This is a genomic window from Kineosporia sp. R_H_3 (assembly GCF_002198675.1).
Lineage (GTDB): Bacteria > Actinomycetota > Actinomycetes > Actinomycetales > Kineosporiaceae > R-H-3.
In genome coordinates, this window is sequence record NZ_MWLL01000148.1 from 1 (window position 1) to 14,188 (window position 14,188).

At 75.0% G+C, this 14,188-nt stretch carries 14 protein-coding genes and 1 pseudogene; 6 read left to right on the forward strand and 9 right to left on the reverse strand.

The window, feature by feature from the left end; translation table 11 throughout:
- Positions 1-1,322, reverse strand: a 1,322-nt coding sequence (locus tag ECOMGDLI_RS14970; protein ID WP_143447722.1) for an alpha-glucosidase/alpha-galactosidase, incomplete at its 3' end; no start/stop codon positions are given.
- Between the two features lie 135 nt (positions 1,323-1,457).
- Here ECOMGDLI_RS14970 and ECOMGDLI_RS14975 point away from each other — a divergent pair.
- The 4 genes and pseudogenes from ECOMGDLI_RS14975 (at position 1,458) to fmdA (ending at position 4,971) form a co-directional block, all read left to right on the forward strand.
- Positions 1,458-2,240, forward strand: a complete 783-nt coding sequence (locus ECOMGDLI_RS14975; RefSeq protein WP_088317625.1) for a DeoR/GlpR family DNA-binding transcription regulator — start codon at positions 1,458-1,460, stop codon at positions 2,238-2,240.
- 355 nt (positions 2,241-2,595) lie between these two features.
- On the forward strand, positions 2,596-2,889 hold the full coding sequence (locus ECOMGDLI_RS14980; protein ID WP_088317626.1) for a zinc ribbon domain-containing protein: 294 nt from the start codon (positions 2,596-2,598) through the stop codon (positions 2,887-2,889).
- 157 nt (positions 2,890-3,046) lie between these two features.
- Positions 3,047-3,667 (forward strand): annotated as a pseudogene (locus ECOMGDLI_RS36830) (AmiS/UreI family transporter); the annotation flags it as partial.
- Positions 3,668-3,717: 50 nt separating this feature from the next.
- Positions 3,718-4,971 carry a formamidase gene (gene fmdA, locus ECOMGDLI_RS14990; protein WP_088317627.1) on the forward strand — a complete coding sequence of 418 codons (1,254 nt, stop codon included), beginning with the start codon at positions 3,718-3,720 and terminating at the stop codon, positions 4,969-4,971.
- A gap of 430 nt (positions 4,972-5,401) precedes the next feature.
- On the opposite strand, the gene ECOMGDLI_RS14995 is transcribed toward fmdA, so the two are convergent.
- The gene (locus ECOMGDLI_RS14995; protein ID WP_088317628.1) at positions 5,402-6,271 is read right to left on the reverse strand and encodes a hypothetical protein; all 870 of its coding nucleotides are present in this window, start codon (positions 6,269-6,271) and stop codon (positions 5,402-5,404) included.
- A 163-nt stretch (positions 6,272-6,434) separates the two neighbouring features.
- Between ECOMGDLI_RS14995 and ECOMGDLI_RS35355 the strand changes: the two genes are divergently transcribed.
- Positions 6,435-6,857 carry a hypothetical protein gene (locus ECOMGDLI_RS35355; protein WP_198954878.1) on the forward strand — a complete coding sequence of 141 codons (423 nt, stop codon included), beginning with the start codon at positions 6,435-6,437 and terminating at the stop codon, positions 6,855-6,857.
- 15 nt (positions 6,858-6,872) lie between these two features.
- Here the strand turns inward: ECOMGDLI_RS35355 and ECOMGDLI_RS15005 are convergent, their stop codons facing one another.
- From ECOMGDLI_RS15005 to ECOMGDLI_RS15030, 6 genes are all read right to left on the reverse strand, one after another.
- Positions 6,873-7,829: a cation diffusion facilitator family transporter gene (locus ECOMGDLI_RS15005; RefSeq protein WP_088317629.1), complete on the reverse strand. Its 957-nt coding sequence runs from the start codon at positions 7,827-7,829 to the stop codon at positions 6,873-6,875.
- Positions 7,830-7,870: 41 nt separating this feature from the next.
- On the reverse strand, positions 7,871-9,031 hold the full coding sequence (locus tag ECOMGDLI_RS15010; RefSeq protein ID WP_088317633.1) for an SIS domain-containing protein: 1,161 nt from the start codon (positions 9,029-9,031) through the stop codon (positions 7,871-7,873).
- A 10-nt stretch (positions 9,032-9,041) separates the two neighbouring features.
- Complete coding sequence (locus ECOMGDLI_RS15015) at positions 9,042-9,224, reverse strand: Trm112 family protein (protein WP_088282833.1); 183 nt, start codon at positions 9,222-9,224, stop codon at positions 9,042-9,044.
- Positions 9,225-9,322: 98 nt separating this feature from the next.
- Positions 9,323-10,765, reverse strand: a complete 1,443-nt coding sequence (locus ECOMGDLI_RS15020) for a phosphomannomutase/phosphoglucomutase (protein WP_088317630.1) — start codon at positions 10,763-10,765, stop codon at positions 9,323-9,325.
- Between the two features lie 80 nt (positions 10,766-10,845).
- Positions 10,846-11,148 (reverse strand): hypothetical protein, encoded by a 303-nt coding sequence (locus ECOMGDLI_RS15025; RefSeq protein WP_088282829.1) that lies wholly within the window; start codon positions 11,146-11,148, stop codon positions 10,846-10,848.
- Between the two features lie 306 nt (positions 11,149-11,454).
- A complete protein-coding gene (locus ECOMGDLI_RS15030; RefSeq protein ID WP_088317631.1) occupies positions 11,455-11,826 on the reverse strand; it encodes a DUF3499 domain-containing protein in 372 nt (123 codons plus the stop codon).
- Between the two features lie 163 nt (positions 11,827-11,989).
- Between ECOMGDLI_RS15030 and ECOMGDLI_RS15035 the strand changes: the two genes are divergently transcribed.
- Positions 11,990-12,484, forward strand: coding sequence for a metallopeptidase family protein (locus ECOMGDLI_RS15035; RefSeq protein ID WP_088317634.1), 495 nt, complete (start codon positions 11,990-11,992; stop codon positions 12,482-12,484).
- Positions 12,485-12,506: 22 nt separating this feature from the next.
- On the opposite strand, the gene ECOMGDLI_RS34665 is transcribed toward ECOMGDLI_RS15035, so the two are convergent.
- Positions 12,507-14,188, reverse strand: a 1,682-nt coding sequence (locus ECOMGDLI_RS34665; protein WP_158221012.1) for a DUF5719 family protein, incomplete at its 5' end; no start/stop codon positions are given.

The window sequence follows — 14,188 nt, forward strand, 5'->3', positions numbered from 1 at the left end:
GGATGGCTCGCCGGCCACGCGGGCCCTTGTGGCTGCAGCGCGCCGTGGGCCGCGACGAGGTCGTCGCACAGGGACCAGAGCTGGTCCACGGTGAGGGACGCCGCTGCGTTGGGGTCGAGCATGGCGGCGTGCCGGACCGCGCGCGGGTCGCCGTCGAGGGCGGCGCGGGCGGCGAGCTCGACGGGGCCGAGGAAGGTGCGGTTCAGGGCGGCGCACTGGGCGGGCAGGGGTGCGACCTGGACGGGGCGGACGCCGGCGGAGTCGACGAGGCACGGGACCTCGACGCCGAGGTTCGCGGGGAGGTTCGGGATCAGGCCGGTGTTCGCGACGTTGCCGACGATGGTGCGCGGGGTGCCGGTGACCATGGAGTGGATGACCTGCGGGGCGTACTCGGTGGTGTCGGAGAGCTCGAGGTCGGTGCCGGCGGCGAGGGCGGCGCGGGTCGCGGCGTACTCGTCGAGGTTCTCCTCGCTGATCCGCACGTAGGCGCCGACGTCGAGGCGCAGGCGCTCGACCTCGGAGTCGTGGCGCAGGTACCAGGGGACGTACTCGCTGGAGTGCTCGCTCGTCTCGGTCGGGTAGTAGCCGAGGCGGCGGTACATGTCGACGCGGACCCGGCGGCGCAGCTCGGGGTCGGCGGCGATGGCGGCGTCGAGGCGGGGGTAGAGGCTCTCGCCCTCGTGCTCCCAGCGCAGGAGCCAGGCCTGGTGGTTGACGCCGGCCGAGGTGTAGGTGACCTCCTCGTGGGGAACGCCGAGGATCTCGCAGAGGCCCACGACGGTCCAGTACACGGAGTGGCACAGGCCCACGAACTTGAGCCTCGGCGCGCGCTCGGCGAGGTAGGTGACGTTCATGGCCATCGGGTTCGTGTAGTTGAGGAGCCAGGCGTCGGGGCAGACCCGCTCCATGTCGGCGGCGAGGCCGTCGAGCAGGACGGCGGTGCGCAGGTGCCGGAAGACGCCACCGATCCCGATGGTGTCGGCGATGGTCTGGCGCAGGCCGTGGCGGGCGGGGACGTCGAAGTCGGTGCGGGTCGCGTCGATGCCGCCGACCTGGGCCATGTTGACGACGAAGTCGGCGCCGTCGAGGGCGGCGGCCCGGTCGAGGTGCGTCGTCACCGTGGGCTTCGCGCCGACCTGGGCGGCGACCCGGTGCGCCATGGCCTCGGCGGTCGCGAGCCGTTCGGGGTCGATGTCGTGGAGCGCGACGGTGAGGCCCGCGAGCTCGGGGAAGCGCAGGAGGTCGGCGAGGAGGTCCTTGGTGAAGACGACGCTCCCCGCGCCGACGAAGGCGACACGGGGGCGCGCGGCAGGGGTCGGCATGCGCGGCAGTCAACGCCTGCGGGCGCCGGGCGAGCAAGAGATGGCGACCAAGTGCGCACCGTTCGTGCGCGTTTGCGTCCGGACCTCGGCACGATCGGGGCGCAGCGCGCAGTTCGGCCGTGTCAGGATTCGACCATGACGACCCGGTCGACCCGGCGCAGCGAGCGGATGTCGGCGATCCTCGGGCGGCTCACGGACTCGGGGTCCGTGCACGTCGGCGAGCTCGCCCGGTCGCTCGGCGTCTCCGAGGCGACGCTGCGCCGTGACCTCGCGCTGCTCGAGGAGCAGCGCCTGCTGACCCGCACCCACGGCGGTGCGCTCGCGCAGGACGTCGCGTACGAGCTGCCCGTCCGCTACCGGGACGGCCGGCACCGGGACGCCAAGCGTGCGATCGCGCGGGCCGCCGTCCGGGGGCTGCCGTCGGGCCCGCACGTCGTGAGCCTCACCGGCGGGACGACGACGAGCGAGGTGGCCCGGAGGCTGTCCGACCGCACGGACCTGACGATCGTCACGAACGCGCTGAACATCGCGATGGACCTCGTGCTGCGGCCCCGGGTCAAGCTCATCGTCGTCGGCGGCGTCTCCCGGCCGCAGTCCTACGAGCTCGTCGGGCCGTGGGCAGAGGAGGTGCTGTCCGGGATCAACATCGGGACGGCGTTCGTCGGCGTCGACGGGGTGAGCGTCGCCGGCGGGCTCACGACCCACGACGAGACCGAGGCCCGGACGAACCGGGCGATGATCGCCCGCGCCCAGCGGGTCGTCGTCGTCGCCGACGGCACCAAGGTCGGGCGGGTCACCCTGGCCCGGATGGCCGATCTGGACCGGGTCGACGAGCTCGTGACGGACGGCGCGGCCGACGCCGCGGAACTCGACGCCCTGCGGGCCGCAGGGGTCAGGGTGACCGTCGCGCCGCTCTGACGCGCCGCCGTGTGCCCACACCGCGGGCACCCGGCCCGCCCCGGGCCCGGCCCCTCGCGACCTCCGCCGTCGCGCGGCGGCCGTGGACCTACCGCCCGTGCCCACGGCCCACGGTCGGGCCGTGCGGGCCGGTGGTGCCCACGCCCCGTGCCCGCCGCCGGCTCGTGAATTCGCCCGGACCGACGCGAGAAAAGAACCGGCAATGGCCCGGAGAATTGTGTGCCCACATTTCCCGGAATGCATTCCGAGGACGACCCGTACGCATTTTACGCGGGCCTGTGACCGGTATTGACGCACCCTTTGAGACGTGACCAAGATTTGCGTCAGCACCCCCCGACGACGAGGCAGGTGAGCGATGGCGACCTACGCGTACCGCTGCACGACGGACGGCCCGTTCGACCTCGTCGCGGCGATGGGGACGGCGCCGCAGACCGGCACCTGCCCGCGCTGCGCGGCGCCGGCACGACGGGTGTGGACGCCACCCAGGCTGTCCACCGCCGACCCGCGGCGGATGGCCCTCATCGACTCGACGAAGGCGACGGCGGAACGGCCCGAGGTCGTCACGGCACTGCCGCCCGGCAGGGTCGACCGCCGGGGATCCGTTGCGATCCAACGGAACCCGGCCCTGGCCAAGCTGCCCCGCCCGTAGCCGCACGCCCCCTCTCCCCCGCGCGACGCCGTCCGGCGCCCGCCCGATCCGTCATGCCCGGCGCCCGCCGCACCCCCGTGCGGCGGCACCGCCGGTGCCGCCGCACGCCGCCGGCGCGCGGTCCGCGAACCAGGTCAGTGAAGGAGGTGCAAGGCCCGTGGGCAGTGTCGGGCTCCTGTACGTCGGAGCGGTGCTCTTCATCAACGGAGCGATGCTCCTGGGCTGGGTGGAATCCCGCTCGGCAGCCCCGATGAACATCTTCGTCGGGATTCTCCAGGTCGTGACGCCGACCGTTCTCATCCTGCAGTCCGGTGGCGACCCGGACGTCATTCTCGGGGCCTCCGGGCTCTATCTCTTCGGGTTCACGTACCTGTACGTCGCGTTCAATCTGCTCATGGGGCTGGACGGCACCGGGCTCGGCTGGTTCTCCGCGTTCGTCGCGGTGTGCGCGGTCGTCTACTCGTACCTGTCGTTCACCCGGTCCGACGACCCGGCGTTCGGGGTCATCTGGCTCTACTGGGCCTTCCTCTGGGCGCTGTTCTTCCTCCTGCTGGGCCGGGGGCGGGACGACCTCGCGCGCTTCACCGGCGGGGTCGCCGCCGTCCAGGGCTGGGTCACCGGGGCGCTGCCGGCGTTCCTGCTGCTCACCGGCAACTGGGGCACGAACGGCTCCGCGTGGGCCGTCGGGCTCGCCGTCTTCGGGGTCGTCGTCTTCGGCCTGCTGTACGCCCGGCTGCGCGGGGCCCCCGCGCCGTCGTCCCGCTGTCCGTCGTCCGCCGGCACCACCCGCCGCACCACCGCCCCCTGCGATGAACGAAGGAGTTCGTCATGCCCGAGGTCGTCTTCCCGCTCGACTCCACGAAGAGCTTCACCGACCAGCAGATCGTCGGCCACAACCGCTGGCACCCGGACATCCCGGCCCAGGTGCACGTGCGGCCCGGCGACAGCTTCCGGGTGCACTGCCGGGAGTGGTTCGACGGCGCGATCCACAACGACGACAACGCGGACGACATCCGCGACGCCCCGCTCGCGGGCGTCCACGTGCTCTCCGGGCCGATCGCCGTCGAGGGCGCCGAGCCGGGCGACCTGCTCGTCGTCGACATCCTCGACGTGGGCCCGATCCCGCAGGAGGACTCCGGCCCGCTCGCCGGCCAGGGCTGGGGCTATACCGGCGTCTTCGCGACCCAGAACGGCGGCGGCTTCCTCACCGAGCAGTTCCCCGACGCCTACAAGGTGATCTGGGACTTCACCGGCGGCGTCGCGACGTCCCGGCACGTGCCGCACGTCGCCTTCACCGGCATCGTCCACCCGGGGCTCATGGGCACGGCGCCGTCCGCCGCCCTGCTCGCGAAGTGGAACGCCCGCGAGCAGGCGCTCATCGACACGAACCCGACCCGGGTGCCGCCGCTCGCGCTGCCGCCGCTGCCCGACAGCGCGATCCTCGGGAGCCTGTCCGGCGACGACTTCACCCGCGCCGCCGCCGAGGCCGCGCGGACGGCGCCGCCGCGCGAGAACGGCGGCAACCAGGACATCAAGAACCTCACGAAGGGGACGCGGGTCTTCTACCCGGTCTTCGTCTCCGGGGCGAACCTGTCGATGGGCGACCTGCACTTCTCGCAGGGCGACGGCGAGATCACCTTCTGCGGCGCCATCGAGATGGGCGGGTTCATGGACCTGCGCGTCGAGGTCATCAAGGGCGGCATGGCGACCTACGGCGTGAGCGAGAACGCGATCTTCATGCCGGGCAACGTCGACCCGCAGTACAGCCAGTGGCTCGCGTTCTCCGGGACGTCCGTGACGCTGGACGGCGAGCAGCGCTACCTCGACTCGCACCTGTCGTACCAGCGGGCCTGCCTGCACGCGATCGACTACCTGACGACGTTCGGGTACAGCGCGATCCAGGCGTACATGATCCTCGGCGCCGCGCCGATCGAGGGCCGGCTGTCGGGTGTCGTCGACATCCCGAACTCGTGCTCGACGGTGTACATCCCGACGGCGATCTTCGACTTCCCGGTCGCGCCGTCGTCGGCAGGGCCGGTGAAGATCGACCCCGGCATGGGCGTGCCGATGTCGAGCTTCTGACGTCCCGCCGGCCGGGCGGTCCGAGGCCGTACCGCCCGGCGCACCCGGGCCCGACGCCGTCCACCGGCGCCGGGCCCGAGGTGCGTCGGGGCGACGGGCGGGACGTTCACGGCCGGGGACACGAGCCGGCACCGGACGCGCCACAGGTTCGTCGTTGCCGGCCGACACCCCGGTCGCCGTCCGGGGCGTCGCAGAGCAACCACGAACCTGTGGCGCCGGACCGCCCACTGAGCAGGCATCGGCCACCCTGTGGCTCGGGATCACCACAACGCAACCAGAACCGCCGTTCCCGGGCCCTTGTGCCGCCGGAAGGCTGGTTGCGGTTGCGTTGTGGTCGGCGGCACCGGGCCACTGGCTCGCTGGTGATGGCAGAGCAAGCGGTGACCCGGGGGCAACGCCTCAGGGTTCCGGTGCCTCGGGGGCCGGTGCCTCAGATGAGGGTCACGTCGAGGACGCGGGGCGGGGCGCCGACGCCGCAGGCCTCGAAGAGGTCGCGCTGGGCGGGGGTCGGTTCGGACACGGCGGTCATGGAGCCGTGCGGTCCGGTGAGCGCGACGGCCGCGATCCGGGCGAGGTCGCCGCGGACGACGACCCAGGGCAGGCCGGTGCGGTGCTCGACGGTCGCGACGAGGGACGCCGCGAGCCAGGCGACGACCCGGGTGCCGAACGCGACCCGGTCGGCGGTGGAGCGGAACGCCTCGAGGGCCGCGGGCGGGCGCGGGCGGCCGGGGCATATGGCGCCGAGGCGCAGGTCGAGGTCGGTCGCGGCGACGAGGGCGGCGACGGCGGGGATCTCGCCGGGCGTCACCGACTCCAGCCCGGGGACGAGCACGCACCGGCGGACCCACTCGTGGAGCGACGTCGCGGCGTCCGGCTCGACGGCCCGGACGGCGGCGCAGGCGAAGGCGACGCGCTCGGCGTCCGAGGTCCAGCGGCGGGCGTCGGCCCCGGCGGCCAGTGCGACGTCGACCCCGAGCGCCTTCCAGAGCCCGTCGAGGAGCCAGACCGCGCCGAGCGGCCGGACGTCGACGACCCGCAGCGCCCCGAACGCGCCGTCGGCCTGCGGCCTGTCCGCCGCTCCCTGCGGGGACGGCGAGCCGGTCGGCTCGTCGTCGCCGGTCCACCGGCGGATCGACGCGACGAGCCGGCGTAGGCCGTCGAGGTCGAGGTGCTCCTCGCGGCCGAGGTTGACGAGGACCTGCGCCTGGGTCACGCCGTTCACGCGCCGGTTGTGCGCGAGCTGGACGTAGCGGACGACGGTGCCGTCGCCGGCGCGCCTCGTCGTCGTCCGCAGGTACATAGATACAAAAAAACCATGCATCGGGCGTCCGCGTCACTGGCCTGGCAGGCCGAATCTGTCGGGCGACAGGTGCCGACCTGTCACCCGACAGGTTCGCCGGGCGTCGGGCGGAGCCTGTGGACGACTCACGCACCGTCGGGCCGGTTCGTGGCACGCTGGGCCCATGAGCCAGCCGGACAACCTGCGGGAGGAGTTCGAGGCCTTTCGTGCCGAGACCCGGGAGTCGCTGCGGGTCCTGGCCTCCATCAAGGAGGACGAGGACGCCGCACGTCGTGGGTACACGAAGGCCCTCAACGCCCTGCGCGAGACCCAGATCGAGCACGGCCTCCGGTTGGACGCGCAGGGCGCCACGCTCCTGTCGCTGGCGGGCACCGTCGGCGCTCTGGTCGTCGGCCAGGAAGAGCTCAGGGGCGACGTCGCAGAACTCAAGACAGACGTCGCGGGCCTCAAGACAGACGTCGCAGAACTCAAGACGGACGTGGCGGGCCTCAAGACGGACGTGGCGGGCCTCAAGACGGACGTGAGCGACCTCAAGAGCGGTCAGGCGGCCATCCTGCGCATCCTCGAGGAGCGGCTGCCGGGCTGAGCCGCCTGAGACCTCTCAGCCGGCGACGACCGCTTCCGACGAGGAGGTCGTCGCGCCCGGGCTCCGGTCGATGTCCGGCTCGAGGTAGATGACGCGGGCGATCGGGACCGCCGCCCGGACCCGCTTCTCGGCGGCGTCGATGGCCTCGGCGACGTCCTGGGCGCTGTCGGTCGCGCCGACGGCGATCTTCGCGGCGACGAGGAGCTCCTCGGGGCCGAGGTGCAGGGTCTTCATGTGGATGACGCGGCCGACTCCGGGGCCGACGAGGGCCTTCTCGATGGCGGCGACGTCGTCCCTGGTCGCCGACTCACCGATGAGCAGCGAGTTCATCTCGACGGCGAGGACGGCGGCGACCGAGACCAGGAGGAACCCGATGAGCGCGGTGCCGACGGCGTCCCAGTGGCCGTCGTCCGTCGCGATCGTCAGGCCGACGCCGACCAGCGCGAACACGAGGCCGAGGAGCGCGGCGAGGTCCTCCAGGAGGACGACGGGCAGCTCGGGCGACTTGGACGTCCGGACGAACTCGACCCAGGTCCGCTTGCCGCGGGTGTGGTTCGACTCCTTGATCGCCGTCCGGAACGAGTAGGACTCCAGGCCGATCGCGACGACGAGGACGCCGATGGCGACCCAGCCCTCGTTGCCGTCGAAGCCGTGCGGGTCCTCCCACTTGTGCCACGCCTCGTAGAGCGCGAAGAGACCGCCGACGGAGAAGAGCACGATGGAGACGATGAACGCGTAGACGTACCGCTGCCGGCCGTAGCCGAACGGGTGCTCGGGGGTCGCCTCCCGGGAGGCGCGCTTGCCGCCGACGAGCAGCAGCACCTGGTTGCCGGAGTCCGCGAGCGAGTGGATCGACTCCGCGAGCATCGAGCTGGACCGGGTGATGAGGAACGCGACGAACTTCGAGACGGCGATCCCCAGGTTCGCCAGCAGCGCGGCGATGATCGCCCTCGTTCCGCCCTCGGTGGACATGCGTGCTTCTCCTCAGACGTGGCAGGTGCGGGTGACGGCCGTCAGCGGGTGCGGTCGCGCAGGTCCGCGACGTGCGGGGACGTCAACGGGTCCAGACCGGACGCGAGCGCGAGGTAGACCGACGCGAAGTCGGTGAGCGCGACGAGGTCGGCGAACCGCTCGATCGGGTGCCCCGGGTTCGCGGTCGCCTCGCTGACCTTGACGCCCGCCTCCTCGGCGGTGATCCGGACGGCGTCCGCGGTGCGGCTGGTCTCCAGCCACGCGCCGTCCGGCCGCTCGACGCTCGGCTCCGCGTCGCGCAGGAACAGCAGGCGCAGCCGCGGGCCGGTCGGGGCGTCGAACGGGTCGGCGAACAGGTCGCCCGGCCGGGCGGCGAACGGGCCGCCGAAGGTCGCGACGACGTCGCCGGCGTCGTCCGGGAGCGCGCCGCGCATCGCCGGCACCCGCGCCGTCCGGGCGAGCATCGCGACCGCGCGGCTCGCGGCGACGCCGGTGACGTCGCCGTCGCCGAGGACGACGGGCACGCAGTCCGCGAGGTCCAGGGCGAGGCTCTTCGCGGGGTTGACGAAGGCGTCGGACGACGGCCGGAACGTCGTCGCGTGCTCGTCGAGCCGGTCGGCGACCCGGGCGAGCAGCGTCGGCGAGACGTCGGTCAGCCCGATCGCGTGCCCGGCCGTCAGCACGGGGGTCAGCAGCGCCCACAGCGCCATCCGGGACGCCCGGCCGGCGGTCGTCGCAGCCGGTGCCACCGGCACGTGGACGCCGTTCGTGCGGATCGCGACCTCGGCGAGCGGCGAGCCCGCGGTGCCGACCGTGAGCAGCCGGGCGCCGCGGCGGGCGGCCTCGGCGGCCAGCCCCAGCGGGCCGGGGGCCCGGCCGGACATCGACACCGCGACGACGAGGTCGAGCGGGCCGACCCAGCCCGGCAGCGGCATGCCGCGCCGCACCGAGACCTGCACCGGCGAGCCGCTGCCCGCGAGCATCGTCAGCACGTCGCCGACGACGGCGGAGCCGCCGAGGCTCGCGACGACGACCGCGCGCGGCCGGCCGTCCCGCGTCAACCGGTCGACGCCGGCCTCCTCCGCGGCACGGACCGCCGCGCGCACCTGGGCGCCGGCGCTCGCGAGCGCGCGCAGCGACCCGGACGGGTCGGCCTGGGCCAGGGCGTCGGGGTCGTCGAGGAGCTGCTCGTCCAGTGCCACGGGTGCCACCTCAGGAGAAGGAGCGGGCCTCGTCGACGAGCAGCACCGGGATGCCGTCGTCGACGCGGTAGGCCAGGGAGCACGCCGTGCACTGCAGCTCGGGCGTGCCCTCCGGGCCGGAGCCGTCGCGCAGGACCCCGCTGCAGGCGGGGCAGCGCAGGATCTCGCGCAGCCAGGGTTCGATCGTGCTCACGGGGACATCCTGTCGTATGCGGCCGCGCGCCGCGCCCAGGGGCCGCACGCGGCGGCGTGCCGTCGGCCACGCCGGGCCCGGAGCGGGCCCGGCGGGTGTCAGCCCTGCCGGACGATGCCGAGCACCTCGTCGCGCAGCCCGGCCATCGTCGGGGTGTCGACGGCCTCCGCGTTGAGCCGCAGCAGGGGCTCGGTGTTGCTCGGGCGCAGGTTGAACCACCACATCGGTGCCCCCGCGTGCGTCACCGTGAGGCCGTCGAGCCGGTCGACCTCGACGCCGTCCCGGCCGCCGAAGGCCGCCTCGACCCGGGCCGCCGCGGCGACCACGTCGTCCACCCGGGAGTTGATCTCGCCGCTGGCGACGTAGCGCTCGTAGTCGGCGCCGAGGACCGACAGCGGCCCGTCCTGCTCGCCGAGCGCGGCGAGCACGTGCATGGCCGCGAGCATCCCGGTGTCGGCGAACCAGAAGTCGCGGAAGTAGTAGTGCGCCGAGTGCTCGCCGCCGAAGACGGCGTCGGCCGCGGCCATCTCGGCCTTGATGAACGAGTGGCCGACCCTGGTCCGGATCCCCTTGCCGCCGGACTCGGCGATGATCTCCGGCACCGCGTGCGACGTGATGAGGTTGTAGATGACCGTGGCCTCGCGGCCGGCGGCGCGCTCCTTGCCGATCTCGCGGCGGGCGACGAGCGCGGTGACGGCGCTCGGGCTGACCGGGTCGCCCTTCTCGTCGATGACGAAGCAGCGGTCGGCGTCCCCGTCGAAGGCGAGGCCGACGTCCGCCCCGACCTCGACGACCTTGGCCTGCAGGTCGCGCAGGTTCGCCGGCTCGAGCGGGTTCGCCTCGTGGTTGGGGAAGGTGCCGTCGAGCTCGAAGTACAGCGGGACGATCTCCAGCGGCAGCGCCGGCAGCCCGGCGGCGTCGCCGAGGACGGCGGGCGTCGTCAGCCCGCCCATCCCGTTGCCGGCGTCGACGACGACCTTGAGCGGGCGGCTGCCCGACAGGTCGACGAGGCCGCGCAGGTGCTCGGCGTAGCCGCGGAGCATGTCCGCCTCGTGGACCGCGCCCGGCGTGCGGGCCGCGGCCTCGTCGGCGGCGGCGCGGGCGGCGTCCGCGTCGTTGAGCAGGGCCTCGGCCCGCTCCCGGACCGCGCGCAGGCCGGTGTCCTGGCTGACCGGCCGGGCGCCCGCCCGGCACAGCTTGATGCCGTTGTAGGCGGCCGGGTTGTGGCTCGCGGTGAACATCGCGCCGGGGGCGCCGAGGGCCCCGCTCGCGTAGTACAGGCCGTCGGTGCTCGCGAGCCCGATGAGCGTCACGTCGACGCCACAGCTCGCGAGGCCGTCGGCGAAGGCCCTCGACAGCTCCGGAGAGGAGGGCCGCATGTCGTGCCCGACGACGGCCTTCGGGCTCCCCCCGGCGGTCTCGGCGAGGACGACGACCTCGGCGAACGCGACCCCCAGGGCCCGGGTCACCTCGGCGTCCAGATCCGGGCCGACGAGGCCCCTGACGTCATAGGCCTTGACGACGTTCTCCAGGCTGCGCACGCCCCGAGCCTATCGACGCGGCGCGGTCACGCCGTCCGGAAGGCGCGGACTGTGACGCCTGTGACGACCCTGCGACGAGGTCAGCTCTTCCGCGTGCGCTCGATGACGGTGTCGACGGAGAGCTCGCCGCCGCCGTTCTCCCACGTGCGGTGCTCGCAGCGGTGGCAGGAGGTGAACTCGACCGGCGTGCCGTCGGTGAGGCTCATCGACAGCCGCGTCACGTGCGGGCTGCCGCAGCCGCGGCAGGCTGCGGTGACCCGGTGGTCGCGCTGCGTCAGGCTGCCCAGGGGCGCCTCGATGACCTGCGTGCGACCGCGGCGGCGGATCCGCGGGGCGGTGTCGAGAGCGGTGCGCGGGCTGGGGATCCGAGGGGTTGCGGCCACGGGGATGTCCTCCGGTCACGGATGGTGCACGTTGCGCGAGGCCGCCCGCCCGGGGCGGCTCTCGTCGTCCGACGAGTTCTTCTCGGCATCACCCGTCCGGAGGTTTAGCGGGCCGCGTGTCGCCCGGCGCCGGGCGTGTCGGGTGACGGCGTTCGGCCGGGTGGCTGACGGGCGGGCCGCTGTGACGTCACGCGACGGAGCCACCCGTCCGGCGGCGTGACCCGGACGGCACGCGTGCGCCCGGGTGACGCGGCGGTCCCCCGGTCACGCTGCGGGACGGGGCGGGGTGACGTGCTGCGGACGGCGTCAGCGCGCGGGGTCGCGGAGCACGCGCAGGTGCCCGCGGCGGCCGACCTCGAGGGCCGCCGACTCACCGCGGCCGACGGCCGGGTCGGCCTCGGGGCGCGGCCGGGCGGCCTCGCGGACGGCGTCCGCCAGGGCGACGAGGTCGTCGTGCGACGGGCCGGCAGTCTCGTGCTCGGGCGCGAGCCGGACGACCTCCCAGCCGCGCGGGGCCGTGAGCCGGTCCGCGTGGTCGGCGCACAGGTCGTAGCAGTGCGGCTCGGCGTAGGTCGCGAGCGGGCCGAGGACGGCCGTGGAGTCGGAGTAGACGTACGTCAGCGTCGCCACAGCCGGACGGCCGCAAGCCGTCTTCGAACAGCGCCGCACTCCAGCCACGGCGTGAGGTTACCCCGCTGCGCACCGGCGCCGTCCACGAAACGCCGTCCCCGGTCGTCGGGACGCCGTCCGGGTCGCCGTGCGGACGCTGTCCGGTTGGCCGTCCGGTGGGTCGGCCGGCGTCCCGTGCGGTGCCGGGCCGGCGGCTGCGTACGCTGGCGGCATGCCGCGCAGGCCCACTCCCCCGACGGGACCGCTCGCCCCCCGGGCGACCCTCCCGTCGGCGTGGCCGGCCCCGCGGGGCCGCCGCCGGGACCGGCACGGCCGCGGCGTCCGCGGGCCGCTCGTGCCCCCGGACCTGCCCGCGTGGCGGACCCGCGCGGAGATCTTCGACGACCACGTCCTGGACTCCGTGGAACGCCTCGAACGGCGCTGGGCCACCGAGCTCGAGGGCGTCGAGTTCGCCGTCGAGGACGTCCCGCCGAGCGACCCGGCCCCGTGGGAGCACGGCGAGGTCCCGCTCGGGCGGTTCTTCCCGTCCCAGGGGGCGCTGGCGCCGCGCGTCGTCGTCTACCGGCGCCCGGTCGAGACCCGGGCCCCGGACGGCCGCGACGTCGCCGCGCTCGTCCACGAGGTCGTCGTCGAGCAGGTCGCGCACCTGCTCGACCTCACGCCCGAGCAGGTCGACCCGCGGTACGGCGAGGACCTCGGCGACTGAACCGCCCGGCCCCGGACCGGCGCTACCGCAGCCCGGTCCGGTCGTCCTCGACGACGGTGCGGGCGTCCTCCGGGGCGACGATCCCCCCGGTGCGGACGGCGGCCGCGGCCACGAGCGGGCCGGTGCGGTCCGACGCGGTGAGCACGATCGCCGGGTAGACGGCCCCGCTCAGGGTGCGCAGGACGGCGCCGCCGACCTCCGCCGGGATCTCCACCGTGGCCGTGGTGCCGGCCGCGAGGTCGACCGTGCGCGCCTTGAGCGGGGACCCGTCGCGGGCGACCGGGACGACGACGACGCGGGCGGCGTCGACCGCGCCGAGGGCGAGCCGGGTCGTCACGCCCGCGCCCTCCGGCGTGGAGACCGCCGAGGTCCCGTCGACGGCGGACGCCGACGCCACCCAGGCGAGGTCCCCGGTGGCGACGTCGCCGGGCAGGACGTCGGGGACGCCGTCCGCACCGCCCGAGGTGCTGCCCTCCGCCGAGGCCCGGCCGAGCAGGCCGGCGGCGACGACGGGCACGTCGGCCTCGACGACGGCCGTGTAGAGCCCGGCCTTCACGCCGGTGACGGGCAGGTCGGCCACGGTGCCGGCGGGCACCGTCCGGACGGCGCGCGGCAGGTCGACGGGTCCGTCGGGGCCGAGCAGCCGGACCCGGACGATGGCGTCCGACGTGCCGGGGACGGCGACCCGGACGGCGACCGCGCCGGGTGCCGTCGGGTCCTCGCGGAGGTCCTCCGCCTGGTCCGCGGCGACGTCGATGCCCGGCACGACCTGGCGCTTCGAGGGCGCCCGGGAGCCGGTGACGCCGTCCGTGCCGCCCGGGGACAGCCCGCGGACGACCTCGTCGTGGAGCGTCGCCGCGACCCGGCCGCTGCGGGTCGTCACGTGGACGGCGATCGCGTCCAGGCCGGGGGCGACGGCGTCGAGGAGCACGCTCACCTGGCCGCCCGCAGGGACGACGAGCTCCTGGGTCGACGGGGTCGGGACGCGGCCGTCGGGGCCGAGGACGGCGATCCCGACGACGGCTGGCGCGGGGGCGGGGTTGGCGAGCAGCAGCCGGGCGCGGCGGCCGTCCTGGGTGCCGCCGCCGACGAGCCAGGACGACGTCGAGGCGACCCCGCAGGACACCGCGGACAGGCCGCGCAGGTCACCGGTCGAGGCGAGCGTCACCTGGGTCGCGGCGACGACGGGGGCCGAGCCGGCGGCACGGTCGGCGTCCACCCGCAGCGGGAGGGCGGCGGCGGCCTTCGTCGTCGCGAGGGCGACGGTGCGGCGGACGACGCCCGCGCCCTCGGCCGCCGTGAACCGGGTGCCAGTCGCGGGCCCGTCGGCCTCCGCGTCGTCCGACGCCCGGGTCATCGTCGAGAGCCGGGCCGAGGCCGTACCGCCCACGGACACCGTGCCGTCGGCGCCGACGAGGCCGGCCGGGACGACGAGCGCGCCGACGACGGTCGGCCCCGGCGCGGCGACGGCGCGGCCGCCCTCGGGGGCCTGCAGCGGCTCCGGCCCGGGGCAGACCGGGACGGCGGCGGACGCGGTGACGGGCAGGACCTGCGCCGCGGGGGCGGGCGTGGTCGCCGGTTCCCAGCGCTGGACGGCCTCGAGCGCGGCGGCGCCCAGGCCGACGACGGCGACGAGCGCGAGGACGCGCGGGAGGGCACGCAGGGCGCCGCGACGGGGCACCGGGCGGGGCGCCCTGCGTGCCC